This window comes from Burkholderia sp. BCC1638 (assembly GCF_902833195.1).
Taxonomy (GTDB): domain Bacteria; phylum Pseudomonadota; class Gammaproteobacteria; order Burkholderiales; family Burkholderiaceae; genus Burkholderia; species Burkholderia diffusa.
Window position 1 is genome coordinate 33958 of record NZ_CADFEC010000036.1, and the last position, 15089, is coordinate 49046.

General features: G+C 67.1%; 15 protein-coding genes. 9 read left to right on the forward strand and 6 right to left on the reverse strand.

From position 1 onward, the window contains the following. Positions 1 to 17: 17 nt before the first annotated feature. From hemA to HWX22_RS27970, 6 genes are all read left to right on the forward strand, one after another. On the forward strand, positions 18 to 1316 hold the full coding sequence (gene hemA, locus HWX22_RS27945; protein WP_059465273.1) for a glutamyl-tRNA reductase: 1299 nt from the start codon (positions 18 to 20) through the stop codon (positions 1314 to 1316). An 81-nt stretch (positions 1317 to 1397) separates the two neighbouring features. Next, entirely contained in the window at positions 1398 to 2480 is a 1083-nt protein-coding gene (gene prfA, locus HWX22_RS27950) for a peptide chain release factor 1 (protein WP_059532743.1), read from the forward strand. Positions 2481 to 2487: 7 nt separating this feature from the next. Further along, positions 2488 to 3330 (forward strand): peptide chain release factor N(5)-glutamine methyltransferase, encoded by an 843-nt coding sequence (gene prmC / locus HWX22_RS27955; protein WP_175916828.1) that lies wholly within the window; start codon positions 2488 to 2490, stop codon positions 3328 to 3330. 67 nt (positions 3331 to 3397) lie between these two features. Next, the gene (grxD, locus tag HWX22_RS27960; RefSeq protein ID WP_011883132.1) at positions 3398 to 3709 is read left to right on the forward strand and encodes a Grx4 family monothiol glutaredoxin; all 312 of its coding nucleotides are present in this window, start codon (positions 3398 to 3400) and stop codon (positions 3707 to 3709) included. 13 nt (positions 3710 to 3722) lie between these two features. After that, the gene (locus HWX22_RS27965; RefSeq protein WP_059692331.1) at positions 3723 to 4319 is read left to right on the forward strand and encodes a UbiX family flavin prenyltransferase; all 597 of its coding nucleotides are present in this window, start codon (positions 3723 to 3725) and stop codon (positions 4317 to 4319) included. 220 nt (positions 4320 to 4539) lie between these two features. After that, entirely contained in the window at positions 4540 to 5331 is a 792-nt protein-coding gene (locus tag HWX22_RS27970) for a class III extradiol ring-cleavage dioxygenase (protein WP_175916829.1), read from the forward strand. Between the two features lie 108 nt (positions 5332 to 5439). Here the strand turns inward: HWX22_RS27970 and HWX22_RS27975 are convergent, their stop codons facing one another. Next, the gene (locus HWX22_RS27975) at positions 5440 to 7038 is read right to left on the reverse strand and encodes an APC family permease (protein ID WP_175908384.1); all 1599 of its coding nucleotides are present in this window, start codon (positions 7036 to 7038) and stop codon (positions 5440 to 5442) included. A 420-nt stretch (positions 7039 to 7458) separates the two neighbouring features. On the opposite strand from HWX22_RS27975, the gene HWX22_RS27980 reads away from it, so the two are divergent. Continuing rightward, the gene (locus HWX22_RS27980) at positions 7459 to 7662 is read left to right on the forward strand and encodes a cold-shock protein (RefSeq protein WP_006477070.1); all 204 of its coding nucleotides are present in this window, start codon (positions 7459 to 7461) and stop codon (positions 7660 to 7662) included. 102 nt (positions 7663 to 7764) lie between these two features. Here HWX22_RS27980 and HWX22_RS27985 read toward each other — a convergent pair whose 3' ends face one another. The 3 genes from HWX22_RS27985 to HWX22_RS27995 all read right to left on the reverse strand — a co-directional run bounded on the left by HWX22_RS27985 (position 7765) and on the right by HWX22_RS27995 (position 11315). Then, positions 7765 to 9015 (reverse strand): Hsp70 family protein, encoded by a 1251-nt coding sequence (locus tag HWX22_RS27985; protein ID WP_059820576.1) that lies wholly within the window; start codon positions 9013 to 9015, stop codon positions 7765 to 7767. Positions 9016 to 9267: 252 nt separating this feature from the next. Then, the gene (locus HWX22_RS27990; RefSeq protein ID WP_059692334.1) at positions 9268 to 9873 is read right to left on the reverse strand and encodes a nitroreductase family protein; all 606 of its coding nucleotides are present in this window, start codon (positions 9871 to 9873) and stop codon (positions 9268 to 9270) included. 158 nt (positions 9874 to 10031) lie between these two features. Then, positions 10032 to 11315: an MFS transporter gene (locus tag HWX22_RS27995; RefSeq protein WP_059532761.1), complete on the reverse strand. Its 1284-nt coding sequence runs from the start codon at positions 11313 to 11315 to the stop codon at positions 10032 to 10034. A 217-nt stretch (positions 11316 to 11532) separates the two neighbouring features. Here HWX22_RS27995 and HWX22_RS28000 point away from each other — a divergent pair, with 217 nt between their 5' ends. Then, positions 11533 to 12156: a TetR/AcrR family transcriptional regulator gene (locus HWX22_RS28000; RefSeq protein WP_059820578.1), complete on the forward strand. Its 624-nt coding sequence runs from the start codon at positions 11533 to 11535 to the stop codon at positions 12154 to 12156. 82 nt (positions 12157 to 12238) lie between these two features. After that, positions 12239 to 12811, forward strand: coding sequence for a DUF1415 domain-containing protein (locus HWX22_RS28005; RefSeq protein ID WP_059692336.1), 573 nt, complete (start codon positions 12239 to 12241; stop codon positions 12809 to 12811). A gap of 55 nt (positions 12812 to 12866) precedes the next feature. Here HWX22_RS28005 and HWX22_RS28010 read toward each other — a convergent pair whose 3' ends face one another. Continuing rightward, on the reverse strand, positions 12867 to 13757 hold the full coding sequence (locus HWX22_RS28010; protein WP_059820579.1) for an SAM-dependent methyltransferase: 891 nt from the start codon (positions 13755 to 13757) through the stop codon (positions 12867 to 12869). Between the two features lie 89 nt (positions 13758 to 13846). Then, entirely contained in the window at positions 13847 to 14980 is a 1134-nt protein-coding gene (locus HWX22_RS28015) for a class I SAM-dependent methyltransferase (protein ID WP_059702607.1), read from the reverse strand. Between the last annotated feature and the right edge of the window lie 109 nt (positions 14981 to 15089).

A 15089-nucleotide genomic window follows, 5' to 3' on the forward strand; every position in this document is an offset into this window, starting at 1 on the left:
AAACGATAGCCCTCGATATGCAACTCCTCACGATCGGAATCAACCACCACACTGCGCCTGTCGCCCTGCGCGAACGCGTGGCGTTTCCGCTCGAGCAAATCAAGCCGGCTCTCGTCACGTTCAAGAACGTGTTCCTCGGCCCCCAGGCGCCCAATGCGCCCGAAGCGGCGATCCTCTCCACCTGCAACCGCACCGAACTCTATTGCGCCACCGATGATCGTGCCGCACGCGAGGGGGCGATTCGCTGGCTGTCGGAGTACCACCGGATTCCGGTCGACGAGCTCGCGCCGCACGTCTACGCGCTGCCGCAGTCGGAAGCGGTCCGGCACGCATTCCGCGTCGCGTCTGGCCTCGACTCGATGGTGCTCGGTGAAACGCAGATTCTGGGCCAGATGAAGGACGCGGTGCGCACCGCGACGGAAGCCGGCGCGCTCGGCACCTACCTGAACCAGCTGTTCCAGCGCACGTTCGCTGTCGCGAAGGAAGTGCGCGGCACGACCGAGATCGGCGCGCAGTCGGTGTCGATGGCCGCCGCCGCCGTCCGCCTCGCACAGCGCATCTTCGAAAAGGTTTCGGATCAGCGCGTGCTGTTCATCGGCGCCGGCGAGATGATCGAGCTGTGCGCGACGCACTTCGCCGCGCAGAGCCCGCGCGAGCTCGTCGTCGCGAACCGCACGGCCGAACGCGGCCAGCGGCTCGCCGAACGCTTCAACGGCCGCGCGATGCCGCTGTCGGATCTGCCCGCCCGCATGCACGAATTCGACATCATCGTGTCGTGCACCGCGTCGACGCTGCCGATCATCGGCCTCGGCGCGGTCGAACGCGCGGTGAAGGCACGCCGTCATCGGCCGATCTTCATGGTCGACCTCGCGGTACCGCGCGACATCGAGCCGGAAGTCGGCAAGCTGAAGGACGTGTTCCTCTACACCGTCGACGATCTCGGCGCGATCGTGCGCGAAGGCAACGCATCGCGCCAGGCCGCGGTTGCGCAAGCCGAGACGATCATCGAGACGCGCGTGCAGAATTTCATGCAGTGGCTCGACACGCGTAGCGTCGTGCCGGTGATTCGTCACATGCATACGCAGGCCGACGCGCTGCGCCGCGCGGAAGTCGAGAAGGCGCAAAAGCTGCTCGCGCGCGGCGACGATCCGGCGGCAGTCCTCGAAGCGCTGTCGCAGGCGCTCACCAACAAGCTGATCCACGGCCCGACGAGCGCGCTCAACCGCGTAAACGGCGCCGACCGCGATTCGCTGATCGACCTGATGCGCGGCTTCTACCAGCACGCGCCTCGCTCGAACGACCAGTCCGGCCACTAGCGCCGGCCGGTTGCCCTGCCGCCGGCCGCGAGCCGGCCTATCCTTTCCGAATACCCTTGCCCGGGAGCGCCGCTCCACACCATGAAGACGAGCATGCAACGCAAGCTCGACCAGCTGTCTATTCGGCTGGCCGAACTGAACGACCTGCTGAGCCGCGAAAACGTCACGGCCGACCTCGACCAGTACCGCAAGCTGACGCGTGAACACGCGGAACTCGGCCCGGTCGTCGAGCAATACGCGCTGTGGCGCCAGTCGCGCAGCGACGAGACGGCCGCGCAGGAACTGCTCGCCGATGCGTCGATGCGCGATTTCGCCGAAGAGGAAATTCGCAGCGCGCGCGAACGCATGGTTCGCCTCGAAGGCGAATTGCAGAAGATGCTGCTGCCCAAGGACCCGAACGACGACCGCAACATCTTCCTCGAAATCCGCGCCGGCACCGGCGGCGACGAATCGGCGCTGTTCGCGGGCGACCTGCTGCGCATGTACCTGCGCTTCGCGGAACGCCAGCGCTGGCAGGTCGAGATGATGTCGGAGAGCCCGTCGGACCTCGGCGGCTACAAGGAAGTGATCGTGCGGATCGCGGGCCAGGGCGCCTACTCGCGCCTGAAGTTCGAATCGGGCGGCCATCGTGTGCAACGCGTGCCGGCGACCGAGACGCAGGGGCGCATCCACACGTCCGCCTGCACGGTCGCGGTGATGCCGGAAGCCGACGAGATCGGCGAGGTCGAGATCAATCCGGCCGACCTGCGGATCGACACGTTCCGCGCGTCGGGCGCGGGCGGCCAGCACATCAACAAGACCGATTCGGCGGTGCGCGTCACGCACATCCCGACCGGGATCGTCGTCGAGTGCCAGGACGACCGTTCCCAGCACAAGAACAAGGATCGCGCGCTGAAAGTGCTCGCCGCGCGCATCAAGGACAAGCAGTATCACGAGCAGCACGCGAAGGAAGCGGCGACGCGCAAGAGCCTGATCGGCTCCGGCGACCGCTCGGAACGGATCCGCACGTACAACTTCCCGCAGGGCCGGATGACCGATCACCGGATCAACCTGACGCTGTACCGACTCGAGGCGCTGATGGACGGCGATCTCGACGAACTGATCGGCGCGCTCGTCACCGAACACCAGGCCGAACTGCTCGCGTCGCTCGGCGACACCGACTGAGGTCGCGATGCCCGACACCACCGCCGACGAACTGCTGCGCGCGTCGCCGCTCGACCCGGTCGATGCGCGCGTGCTGCTCGCGCACGCGCTCGGCTGGACCCGCACGCAGTTGATCACGCGCGGCGACGCCCCGCTCGAACCGGCCGCGATCGCGCGCTACCACGCGCTCGAAGCGCGCCGCGCGGCCGGTGAGCCGGTCGCGCAGCTCGTCGGGATGCGCGAATTCTTCGGCCGTCCGTTCGACGTCACGCCCGACGTGCTGATCCCGCGCCCGGAAACCGAACTGCTCGTCGAAGCCGCGCTCGACGCCATCGACGGACGGCCGCATCCGGCGGTGCTCGATCTGGGCACCGGCAGCGGCGCGATCGCCGTGTCGATCGCCGCCGAACGGCCCGATGCGCGCGTGTGGGCGCTCGACCGTTCGCCGGCCGCGCTCGAAGTCGCGCAACGCAACGCTAACAAGCTGCTCGACGCGCGCCGCCCCGGCGGCCCGCTGCACTGGCTGCAGAGCGACTGGTACGCCGCGCTCGATCCGCTGCTCGCGTTCGACACGATCGTCAGCAACCCGCCGTACATCGCGCAGCACGATCCGCACCTCGTGCAGGGCGACCTGCGGTTCGAGCCGCGCGGCGCGCTCACCGACGATGCCGACGGTCTCAGCGCGATCCGCACGATCGTCGCCGGCGCCGGCGCCTATCTGAAGCCCGGCGGCACGCTGTGGATCGAACACGGCTACGACCAGGCCGAAGCCGTGCGCGCATTGCTCCTGTCACGCGGCTTCATCGCGGTCGAATCGCTCGCCGATCTGGCCGCGATCGAACGCACGACGGGCGGCCGCCGGCCCGGCTGATGGCCGGCCCGCCCGGTTGAAATCCGCTATCATTTCGTTCTAACGCCCCGCAAACGCAAGGTCAGTCATGGACACCCAACAACGTATCAAGCAAATCGTCGACGAAAACCAGGTCGTGCTCTTCATGAAGGGCAACGCGCAATTCCCGATGTGCGGCTTCTCGGGCCGCGCCGTGCAGGTGCTGAAGGCCTGCGGCGTCGACCAGTTCAAGACGGTCAACGTGCTGGAGGACGACGAAATCCGCCAGGGCATCAAGGAATTCTCGAACTGGCCGACCATTCCCCAGCTGTACGTGAAGGGCGAATTCATCGGCGGCTCGGACATCATGATGGAGATGTACCAGTCCGGCGAACTGCAGCAACTGTTCGCCGCCGCGTAACGTCCCCTTCCCGATGGCATCTCCCAGCGCGCCGCCACGCCGGCTGATCGTCGCGATCACCGGTGCCACCGGCGCGGTCTATGGCGTGCGGCTGCTCGAACTGCTGCGCGCCGCCGGCGGCGTCGAAACGCATCTGCTGGTTTCGAACGCCGGCTGGCTCAATATCCAGCATGAACTGAAGCTGTCGAAGGCCGAGGTCGAAAGCCGGGCAGATGTCGTGCATTCGGTGCGCGATGTCGGCGCGACGATCGCATCCGGTTCGTTCGCGACCGACGGGATGGTGATCGCGCCCTGCTCGATGAAGACGCTCGCGAGCGTCGCGCACGGCCTGTCGGACAACCTGATCACGCGCGCGGCCGACGTCACGCTGAAGGAACGCCGCCGCCTCGTGCTGATGGTGCGCGAAACGCCGTTCAACCTCGCGCATTTGCGCAACATGACCGCCGTGACGGAAATGGGCGGCATCGTGTTTCCCCCGCTGCCCGCGTTCTACGCGATGCCGAAGACGATCGAGGAACTCGTCGACCAGACCGTCACCCGCGTCCTGGATCTGTTCGCACTCAGTGCACCGATGACGACGCCGTGGGCTGGCATCCGGCCGGCGGAGTAAGCCGCTCGACACGGCGCTTCGGCGCCGTTCTTCATGCATCTTCGCCGATTCAGCCGCCTTCCCGCTCGATCCGGCAATCTCAAGCCTCGACCTGCCATCGAAGGCCCGAAGCCGCCCAATTATCAACAAGCAAGATTCAATCAAATTCTATTTAGCCGGTTTATCAATGTTTGGTGTACGCCTATAGTCACAGGCAAATCCCTTTTGCAGGCTCCCCACCATGAACCGCTTGCCCTCGCTTTACCTGTCCCACGGCGCCCCGACGCTGCCGATCGACCCGACACTCCCCTCCGGAGCGTTCACGCACCTCGGCGCCGAATTGCCGCGTCCGCGCGCGGTGCTGATGCTGTCCGCGCACTGGGGCACGCAACAGCCGGTCGCGAGCGTGGCCGCGCATCCCGAAACGATCCACGACTTCTACGGCTTCCCGCGCGCGCTGTACGAAATCCAGTACCCGGCGCCAGGTGCGCCCGAGGTCGCCGAACGGGCGGCCGCGCTGCTGAATGCAGCCGGCATCCCGACCGCGACGACCGAGCACGGCCTCGACCACGGCGCGTGGGTGCCGATGCTGCTGATGTTCCCGGAGGCCGACGTGCCCGTCGCGCAGTTGTCGATCCAGCCGCGCGCGGACGCCGCCCATCACTTCGCGCTCGGCCGCGCACTGCGGCCGCTGCGCGACGAAGGCGTGATGGTGATCGGCTCGGGCCAGATCACGCACAACCTGCGCGCGGCCGATTTCAGCGCGGCACCCGAGGATGCGGACCCGCGCGTCGCGGAATTCACCGACTGGTTCGAGGCGAAGCTCGCCGCGCGCGATGTCGACGCGCTGCTCGACTATCGCCGGCAGGCGCCGCATGCGGCGCTGATGCATCCGACCGACGAACACCTGCTGCCGGTGTTCACCGCGCTCGGCGCGGCCGACGACGACTACCAGCTCGGCATCCAGTCGCTCGGCACGTATCAACGCGTGCTCGCGATGACGAACTACGTGTTCGCGAGCGCGGCCGCCTGAATCCGGCGACACCGCCAGCGGCCGCAAACAAAAAGCCCGCCCGAGCAGCGCTCGGACGGGCTTTTTTAACGCTTTCCGCCACCGCCGATTCCGGTGGCGGGTCAGGCGTCAGGCACCGACCCCTTCGAGGATCTCGTCGTGCGACTCACGCTCGTCGAGATACTGGGTTCGGTAGCCCGTGTTCACGCCCCAGAAGTAGAACACCAGCGAGATGGCCGCGACGATCAGCATGTCCCAGCCGTACGGCAGCACGCCGTAACCGCCGAACTCCTTGCTGCCGATCAGCGACAGCACGGCCATCGTCGGCAGGTACGCGACCAGCCACCAGGCGGCCTTCAGGTCGGCGCCCCAGCCGGTCCAGCCCGACTTCGCCTGGAAGTAGAAATACACCGGCAGCGCGACGATCATCAGCAGGATGATTTCGCCCGTCAGCGGCCACTTCGCCCAGTACAGGATCAGCGACGCGCAGACGAACGCGAACGGTGCGATCAGCTTCATCAGCGGGATCGACAGCGGACGCTCGATGTCGGTCGCCGCGCGGCGCAGCGCCATCAGGCTGATCGGGCCGGTCAGGTACGAGATAACCGTCGCAACCGAAATCACCGCCGCGAGCGAGCTCCAGCCGCGGAAGAAGAACAGGAAGATGAACGACACGAGCAGGTTGAACCACATCGCCTGGCGCGGCACGCCGTAGATCGGGTGCACGTTGCCGAACATCTTCGGCATCGTGTTGTTACGCTCCATCGCGTAGATCATGCGGGTGGTCGTCGCCATGTAGGTCGTGCCAGTGCCGCTCGGGCTGATGAACGCATCGACATACAGCAGGATCGCGAGCCAGTTCAGGTTCAGCGCGATCGCGAGTTCCGCGAACGGCGACGAGAAGTTGAAGTGCGACCAGCCCTTCGCGACGTCGGCCGGATTCACCGAGCCGATGTACGCCATCTGCAGCAGCACGTAGATCACGAGTGCGATCAGGATCGACGTGATCACGGCGAACGGCACGCTGCGCGACGGATTGCGCGCTTCACCGGCCAGGTTCACCGGGCTCTGGAAGCCGTTGAACGCGAACACGATGCCGCTCGTCGCGACCGCGGTCAGCACGGCCGACCAGCCGTACGGCGCGAAGCTTGCATTCGACGCGGTGCCGAGGTTTTCCGAATGGAAGCTCGACATCATCAGGCCGAGGATCGTGAGGCCGGGGATCAGGAACTTGAAGATCGTGATCGCGGTGTTTGCACGCGCGAAGGCCTTGACGCCCCAGTAGTTCAGCATGAAATAGATGACGACCAGCACGGCCGACAGCAGCAAGCCGGGTGTCGTCAGCTCGCCGTTCACGAACAACGCGTGCGCCCACGGATACTGCCACGTGCTCATGTACTGGATCGATGCTTCCGCCTCGATCGGAATCACCGATACGATCGCGATCCAGTTCGCCCACGCGCTGATGAAGCCCACCAGCGACCCATGCGAGTAGCGCGCGTAGCGCACCATGCCGCCCGACTCGGGGAACATCGCGCCCAGTTCGGCATACGTCAGTGCAATCGCGAGAATCACGACCGCGCCGATGATCCATGCGCAAATCGCCGCCGGACCGGCAATCTTCGCAGCCTTCCAGGCGCCGAACAGCCAGCCTGATCCGATAATCGAACCCAGTCCCGTCAGCATGAGTGCAAACGGGCCGATGTTCCGTTGAATAGAACTCTTCACATCCTCTCCTATGTCTCAAAAAGCATGGTCGGCCCGCTGTCCGGGATCGGCTCGGATAGCACCGCGCATGCAATTTTGGGGGGAAGGATCACCCGATCGGGGCAACCCTTCCACGCGGCGCGTAGTTTAACGGTTGCACCTGCGAGTTGGCGCCAAAATCGTTCGGCCCCTACAAAAAATTCGCGTCGTTTGCAAGGTTTGTAAACCTTAACTCCGCAATAACCCTGAGTGCATGGAAATACGGTTGACCGCGCGCCCGAATAGCCGTATAAACGACGTTGCAGGATTTCAAGCGGCGAGTGAATTGGTTCTTTCGTAGTTCGCCCATCAACGGTACTCCGGTTGGTCCCATTACCCCCTTCCTTGATTTTCCGCACCCATGGGCCTCGGCCCCGTTTTATCTTTTTAGGAACAAGTAACATGGCAACCGGTACCGTCAAGTGGTTCAATGACGCAAAGGGCTTCGGCTTCATCACCCCGGAAGGCGGCGGCGACGATCTGTTCGCGCACTTCTCGGAAATCCGCGTCGAAGGCTTCAAGACGCTGCAAGAAAACCAGAAGGTTGAATTCGAAGTGAAGACGGGCCCGAAGGGTCTGCAAGCTGCGAACATCCGTCCGGTCTAAGTTCGGCGCGATATTTCGTGTAAAAAAGCCCCGCTTCGGCGGGGCTTTTTGTTTTCCGGCGCGGGCAGCCTTGCGGCCGCCGCCGATCCGAATGGCGTTCGGTCAGCCGAACAGCCGCTGCGCGTGAATGCCGAGCCCGGTCGCGACACTCGCGAGTCGATCGCCGAACACCGGCTGCGCATCCGGGAACGCACCCGCGAGCGCACCCGACAGGAACGCGAGCCCGGTCGAGCCGCCGGTGAAATACAGCGCGCCGACGTCGCGCGGCGCGATACCCGCAAGCCGCACCGTTTCGCGCGCGGCATCGACGATGCGCGCGGTGTCGTCCACGCTCGCATCGACTAGGCGTTCGGCGTCGAACGCGATCTGCAGATCCTCTTCCACGTCGTTCAGGTCGATCATCGTCTCCCCGCCCGCCGCCACGCCGATCTTCGCTTCTTCCGCGCGCGCCATCAGCGCATGCCCGAGCCGTTGCTCGACCACGCGCGTGAGCCGGTCGTACTGCCGGACGTCCTGGTACAGATGCTTCATCAGCTTCAGCTCGCCCAGCCGCTTCGGCGTATAGACCGTGTTGATCAGATGCCAGGTCGCGAGGTCGAAATAGATCCGGTTCGGCAGCTCGCGCCCCTCGGGATCGAGCGAGCGGTAGCCGAACGCCGGCAGGATCGCCGCCAGCTCGACGCGACGGTCGTAATCGGTACCCGCGACGTGCACGCCATGGTGCGCGAGCACGTCGTCCTTGCGCTCGAGGCGCGCCATGCGCTCCGGCCCGACGCGCACCAGCGAGAAGTCCGACGTGCCGCCGCCGATGTCGGCGACCAGCACGAGCCGCTCGGCCTGCTGGCGTGACTCGTAGTCGAAAGCGGCCGCGATCGGTTCGTACTGGAAATGTACGTCCGTGAAACCGACCGACTGCGCAGCCGCTTCGAGCTGGTCCTGCGCGAGGCGGTCGGCGCGCGGATCGTCGTCGACGAAGAACACCGGCCGGCCGAGCACCGCGCGCCCGATCGGCGCGCCGGCGCGCGCTTCGGCCTTGCGTTTCAGGTGCGTCAGGAAGCGCGCGATGATCTCCGTGTACGCCATCGCGCTGCCGTCGCCGAGATCCGTCGTGGTTTCCGCGAGCGGCGAGCCGAGGATGCTCTTCATCGAGCGCATCAGGCGGCCGTCGAAACCGTCGATATAGGACGCGAGCGCCGCTCGGCCGTATTCGACCGTCTGCTCGTCGTTGTTGAAGAAGATCGCGGTGGGCAGCGTCAGGTGGTCGCCCTCGACGGGCGCGAGGCGCATGCCGTCGCCGTCGGGCAGTGCCACGGCGGAATTGGACGTGCCGAAATCGATCGCGCAGTAAGTCATGGGAAGGTGCCGCTGCATGGCCGGCGCGAAAACGGAAAGGACGGGCTTTTTAACATGAAGCCCGCCGGATCACAACCGGATCGCCCACCGATGCCGGTGCAACCGGCCCGGCGCCGCGATCGGGCGCACCCGCGGCGCGCCGGCGACGGGTGCGGACGGGGGATCCTGCGCCACGCCTCCACGCCGCCCGCTTGCGGCGCGCCGGCAACTGACGCGGACCGTGTGCTCGACGAACGCCTGCCCGCTTGCGGATCAGGCTGCGGCGTCGAAACCCTTCTTCCATGCGCCCGCATAGACGACTTCGCCGATTGCGTGACGCGTACGCGGCGCCTTTTCGCGATCGCGCAGCACCGGATCGAGCTTGTCGACGTTGCCGTAGTGGCCGAGCGAGATGATCGCCGGAATCGCGACGTCGGCCGGAATCTCGAATGCGTCGCGGAACGCCTTCGCGTCGAAGCCGCTCATCTGGTGTGCGGCGAGACCCAGCGCATGCGCCTGCAGCACCAGCGACATCGCGGCCGCGCCCGCGTCGTACAGCGCGGTCGGCGCCGGCTCGCCCTTCGGCGTGAGCGTGTGCGCGGTCACGGCGATCAGCACCGGCGCCGGCGCGTTCCAGCCCTGGTTGAACGGCACCAGCGTCGCGAATGCGCGCTTGAACGCCGCTTCGTCCTGCGTGCGGTCGAACACGATGAAGCGCCACGGCTGCGCGTTGTACGCGGACGGCGCCCAGCGCGCGGCTTCGAGCACCGCATGCAGATCGGCGCCGCTGATCGGCTCGTCCGAATACGCGCGCGGGCTCCAGCGGCCCGCGATCAGGTCGTGAATCGAAACAGTGGTGGGTGCAGGTTTGACGGACATGCGGTTCCTCGCTGACATCGATGAAGGGGCGCGAACGCCCGGCGAACCGCAAGCATAACCGCTTGAGGCGTCACGCGCCCGGTCATCCCGCGCAATGCAAATCACCGATTCCGCATTGACCGGCCGCGCCCGCGCACGGGCCGGCCGGAACACCGCGCTCAGGCGGCCTGCGCGGCCGCGCGGGACGGGCCGCGGTTGATCCGCAGCACGATCAGCGCGCCGACGATGCAGAGCCCGCCCGAGATCATCGACGCGATCGTATAGGTGCCGAGGCTGGCACGCAGCAGCCCCGCGCCGAGCGCCGCGAATGCCGCACCGAGCTGGTGGCCCGCGACGATCCAGCCGAACACGACCGGCGCCGCGGCCTTGCCGAACACGTCGGTGGCGAGCCGTACCGTCGGCGGCACGGTTGCGATCCAGTCGAGCCCGTAGAACATCGCGAACAGCGGCAGCCCGAAGAAATCGATGCCGAACGCATGCGGCAGGTAGATCAGCGACAACCCGCGCAGCCCGTAATACCAGAACAGCAGCACGCGGTTGTCGTAGCGGTCGGACAGCCAGCCCGACAGCGTCGTGCCGAACAGGTCGAACACGCCCATCGCGGCGAGCAGCGATGCGCCCTGCACTTCGGTCATCCCGTAATCGCTGCACATCGCGATCAGGTGCGTGCCAACATAGCCGTTGGTGCTCGCACCGCAAATGAAGAAGCTGAAGAACAGGAGCCAGAAGTCGCGCGAGCGGCTCGCCGTCAGCAGCGTGCGGAACGCGACCGCGAGCGGGTTCTCCTTCGTCGCGTCGGGCGCGGCCGGCGCATCGGCCGGCTCGCCGTACGGGCGCAGCTTCACGTCGGCCGGCCGCTCGGGCAGCAGGAACGCGACCAGCGGAATCACGATCGCGGCCGCCACGGCGACGACCAGCACGACCGGCCGCCAGCCATGACGCTGCGCGATCGCCGCGAGCATCGGCAGGAACACGAGCTGGCCAGTGGCCGTGCTCGCCGTCAGGATGCCCATCACCAGGCCGCGCCGCGCATGGAACCAGCGCGTGACGAAGGTCGCCGACAGCGTCAGCGCGACGACACCCGTCGAGCAGCCGACCATCAGCCCCCAGATCACGACCATCTGCCAGCTCTGCGTCATCATCGACGACAACGCGACGCCCGCGCTCATGGTCACCAGCGCGGTCAGGATCGTCGGCCGCAGCCCGAAGCGCTGCATCGCCGCGGCCGCGAACGGGCCCGTCAGGCCGTACAGCGCGATGTTCACCGAAATCGCCAGCGAAATCGCCGCGCGGCTCCAGCCGAGTTCGCGCTCGAGCGGCACCATCAGCACGCTCGGTGTCGCGCGCGTGCCGGCCGCGGCCAGCAGGATCAGGAAAACCACCGCCGCCGCGAGCCATCCGTAATGGAAACGCCCGCCGATTCGTGTCACTGCCCAGTTCATGTCATCGCTCTCCAGTTGGCGGCCCGGCGCCCGCGCGCCTGCCCCGCCTCACCACCGGGCCACCTCCGCCGCACGCTGCATCGGCTGACCCGGGCCGATACCTGGCATTCGTCTGTCGATCCGGTCGGCATTGTTACCGATCGGTCACAAGTGTGTTGCGATCGTAGTTACCAGTCGGTAACATGTCAAGCAATTCACCACGCAGTCGAGGGTCATCATGTCGGGCATCGAGGCCGCCAACAAGCCGCCGGCACGCCGCACGCGCCAGCCGATCGCCGCGGCCGCCGCGCAGGAACACCTGCTGCGCGCCGCCGAGGAGCTGTTTTACAAGGAAGGGGTGCGCGCGGTCGGCGTCGAGGCGGTCGTGGAACGCGCGGGCGTCAACAAGATGAGCCTGTACCGCCAGTTCTCGTCGAAGGACGAGCTGATCCTCGCGTATCTCGAACGGATGGATGCGTGCTTCTTCGAGCGCCTCGATTCGAGCGTCGCGAAGCATCCGGGCCAGCCGAAAGCGCAGTTGATCCAGTATTTCGTCGATCTCGCGGAGCGCGCGACGCAGAAGGACTATCGCGGCTGCCCGTTCGTCAACGTCGCGGCCGAATTTCCCGATGCGTCGCATCCGGCGCGCGAGCGCGTCGCGCGGAACAAGGAGCAGTTGATGAAGCGGCTCGTCGAACTATGCGAAGGCGCAGGCGCCCGGCAGCCGAAAGCGCTCGCCGACGCGCTCGCGCTCGTGGTCGAGGGTATCTACGCGGCCAGCCAGACCTACCGGCACGGCGAAACGCCAATCGGCACCGCGCCCGCGCTGGTCACGCAACTGATCGAAGCCGCCTGCGCATGACGGGCGGCGCACGAGCGAACCTTGCGTGCCCGCCCCCGCTACAATGCGGCCCTCGCTGCCGCCTGACCCGACTGCCCTCGCCATGACCGATACCCGCCCCGACTCGCACGACGACATCCTCGCAGCCACGCGGCACTGGCTCGCGCGCGCGGTGATCGGGCTCAATCTGTGCCCGTTCGCGAAGAGCGTCTACGTGAAGGAGCAGGTGCGCTATGCGATCAGCGAAGCGACGACGCTCGAGGACGCGCTCGCCGACCTCGAAACCGAGTTGCGCGCGCTCGAAGCGGCGGATCCGCAGCAGGTCGACACGACGCTCGTGATCTATCCGCGCGCATTCGCGGATTTCGTCGACTACAACGATGCGCTGTTCTTCGCCGACCGGCTCGTGCGGCAACTGCGGCTCGACGGTGTGCTGCAGATCGCGAGCTTCCATCCCGAGTACCGGTTCGAAGGCAGCGAAGCCGACGACATCGAGAACTACACGAACCGCGCGCCGTATCCGATCCTGCACCTGCTGCGCGAGGACAGCATCGCGCGCGCAGTCGACGCGTTCCCGGACGCGTCCGCGATCTACGAGAAAAACCAGGAAACGCTGCGCCGCCTCGGCCACGACGGCTGGCGCGAATGGATGCGTCGGCCGGGCGACGACGTCTGACGCGTCGCGCGACGGCCGGCTACCGCGCGGCAAACCGGCCGCGCGTCCGCCTGCGTCAGTCCGAGGCCGGCTCGACGGCCTCGCCCGCCGCCGCCGCCGGCGCCGGCGCGAAGAAGCGCTCGTTCAGTTCGGCGAGCCCGAACATGCCGAGGATCTCGTTCAGCCGCTCGGCGGGCTTGCGGCGCGGCAGGTTCTTGTACTGCGCGATGATCAGCTCGTTCTTCATCGAATGTTCCCAGCCGACCAGCTCGGTCACGCTGACCTGGTAGCCGTGCGCCTCGAGCTGCAGGCAGCGCAGCACGTTGGTGATCTGGCTGCCGAATTCGCGCGTATGCAGCGGATGCCGCCACACTTCCGTCAGCGCGTTCGCGAGCGACTTGCCCTTGTTCTTGCGCAGCACGCCCGCGACTTCCGCCTGGCAGCACGGCACCAGCACGATGTGCTGCGCGCGTTTGGCGAGCGCGAAACGGATCGCGTCGTCGGTCGCCGTGTCGCATGCATGCAGCGCGGTGACGACATCGACCGTTTCGGGCAGCTTCGGCGACGTGATCGAATCGGCGACCGACAGGTTCAGGAACGACATGCCGCCGAACCCGAGTCGCGCGGCGAGTTCGGTGGAGCGCGTGACGAGCTCCTCGCGCGTCTCGATCCCGTACACGTGCGACGCGAACGCCGGCGTGCCGTGCCCCGGCTGCTGCTTGAAGAACAGGTCGTACAGGATGAAGCCGAGATACGACTTGCCGGCGCCGTGATCGACGAGCGTCACGCGGCCCTTGTCGGCCTGCACGCTCGCGAGCAGCGGCTCGATGAACTGGAACAGGTGATAGACCTGCTTCAGCTTGCGGCGGCTGTCCTGGTTCAGCTTGCCGTCGCGGGTGAGGATGTGCAGTTCCTTCAGCAGCTCGACGGACTGCTCCGGACGGATTTCGTAGGTCTTGTTCGACATCGTGAAGCGGCGCCGGGCCACGGTCGGTCGACCACGGCCCGGCGGCGGGAATTCGTGAGGAATGGCGACAGTTTACCGAAAATACGCGATCAGGCCCGCGCGCCGAGCCGCCAGAGCGACGTAACCTCGGCGCGGCGTGCCGCGTGCAGCGGGTCGTCCGCGTCGGTGGACTTGGGGTGCGCGGGGCGGATGTCTTCGCGGCCGAGCACGACGAGACCGGCTTCGTCGATCCATTGCAGCAGCGTGTCGCGCGGCCGCAGGCCGAGATGCTCGGCAAAATCGGACAGGATCAGCCAGCCTTCGCCGCCCGGTTCGAGATGGTCGGCAAGCCCCGCGAGGAAACCGCGCAGCATGCGGCTGTCGGGATCGTAGACCGCATATTCGATCGGTGCGCTCGGACGGGCCGGCACCCACGGCGGATTGCAGACGACGAGCGGCGCGCGGCCGGCCGGAAACAGGTCGGCTTCGACGACCTCGACGCGCTCGGCATGACCGAGCCGCGCGACGTTCTCGCGGGCGCACGCGAGCGCGCGCGGATCCTGATCCGTCGCGACGATGCGCTCGACGCCGCGCGACGCGAGCACGGCCGCGAGCACGCCGGTGCCCGTGCCGATGTCGAACGCGAGCGACGTCGCGGGCAGCGGCGTGCGCGCGACGAGTTCGACGTATTCGCCGCGCACCGGCGAAAACACACCGTAATGCGGATGGATCGGCGCGCCGCCGAGCGCCGGAATCGGCACGCCCTTCTTGCGCCATTCGTGCGCGCCGACGAGGCCGAGCAGCTCGCGCAGCGACACGACCGACGGCGCGCCGCCCGGGCCGTATGCTTCCTCGCACGCGGCACGCACGTCGGGCGCGCGGCGCAGCGGGATCGTGTAGTCGGCGTCGAGCGGGATCAGCAGCATCCCGAGCGTGCGGGCACGCTGCGATTGCGCGAGGCGGTGCAGGTTGAACGCGTCGACGCCCACCGCGGCCTTCGCCTTCTTCGGCTTGCGTTCGACGCGGCGCGCCATCGCCTGCACGAGCTGGCGCGCGTTCTGGAAGTCGCCCTGCCAGACGAGCGCCGTGCCCTCGCACGCGAGGCGGTACGCGGCGTCGGCGGTGAGGCGGTCGTCGGCGGGCACGGCGCGCCTGGGCGGCTGCACGCCGGCTTCGGAGCGCCAGCGCACGGCATGTTCGGCGCCGTCGGCGTCGGTCCAGTGGAAAACGGGGAAATCGGTCACGCGAGCTCGGCTACGGTTGGCTTCAGACAGGCGGCGCTACAGGAGCGCGCCGCGCGGACCACACCATACCGCGCTTTGCCCGCGCGGCAAAGCGCGCGCGACCGCCCTG

Coding starts and splice junctions, on each gene's coding strand:
- hemA (WP_059465273.1), top strand. CDS start 18: ATGCAACTCCTCACGATCGGAATCAACCACCACACTGCGCCTGTCGCC.
- prfA (WP_059532743.1), top strand. CDS start 1,398: ATGAAGACGAGCATGCAACGCAAGCTCGACCAGCTGTCTATTCGGCTG.
- prmC (WP_175916828.1), top strand. CDS start 2,488: ATGCCCGACACCACCGCCGACGAACTGCTGCGCGCGTCGCCGCTCGAC.
- grxD (WP_011883132.1), top strand. CDS start 3,398: ATGGACACCCAACAACGTATCAAGCAAATCGTCGACGAAAACCAGGTC.
- HWX22_RS27965 (WP_059692331.1), top strand. CDS start 3,723: ATGGCATCTCCCAGCGCGCCGCCACGCCGGCTGATCGTCGCGATCACC.
- HWX22_RS27970 (WP_175916829.1), top strand. CDS start 4,540: ATGAACCGCTTGCCCTCGCTTTACCTGTCCCACGGCGCCCCGACGCTG.
- HWX22_RS27980 (WP_006477070.1), top strand. CDS start 7,459: ATGGCAACCGGTACCGTCAAGTGGTTCAATGACGCAAAGGGCTTCGGC.
- HWX22_RS27985 (WP_059820576.1), bottom strand. CDS start 9,015: ATGACTTACTGCGCGATCGATTTCGGCACGTCCAATTCCGCCGTGGCA.
- HWX22_RS27990 (WP_059692334.1), bottom strand. CDS start 9,873: ATGTCCGTCAAACCTGCACCCACCACTGTTTCGATTCACGACCTGATC.
- HWX22_RS27995 (WP_059532761.1), bottom strand. CDS start 11,315: ATGAACTGGGCAGTGACACGAATCGGCGGGCGTTTCCATTACGGATGG.
- HWX22_RS28000 (WP_059820578.1), top strand. CDS start 11,533: ATGTCGGGCATCGAGGCCGCCAACAAGCCGCCGGCACGCCGCACGCGC.
- HWX22_RS28005 (WP_059692336.1), top strand. CDS start 12,239: ATGACCGATACCCGCCCCGACTCGCACGACGACATCCTCGCAGCCACG.
- HWX22_RS28010 (WP_059820579.1), bottom strand. CDS start 13,757: ATGTCGAACAAGACCTACGAAATCCGTCCGGAGCAGTCCGTCGAGCTG.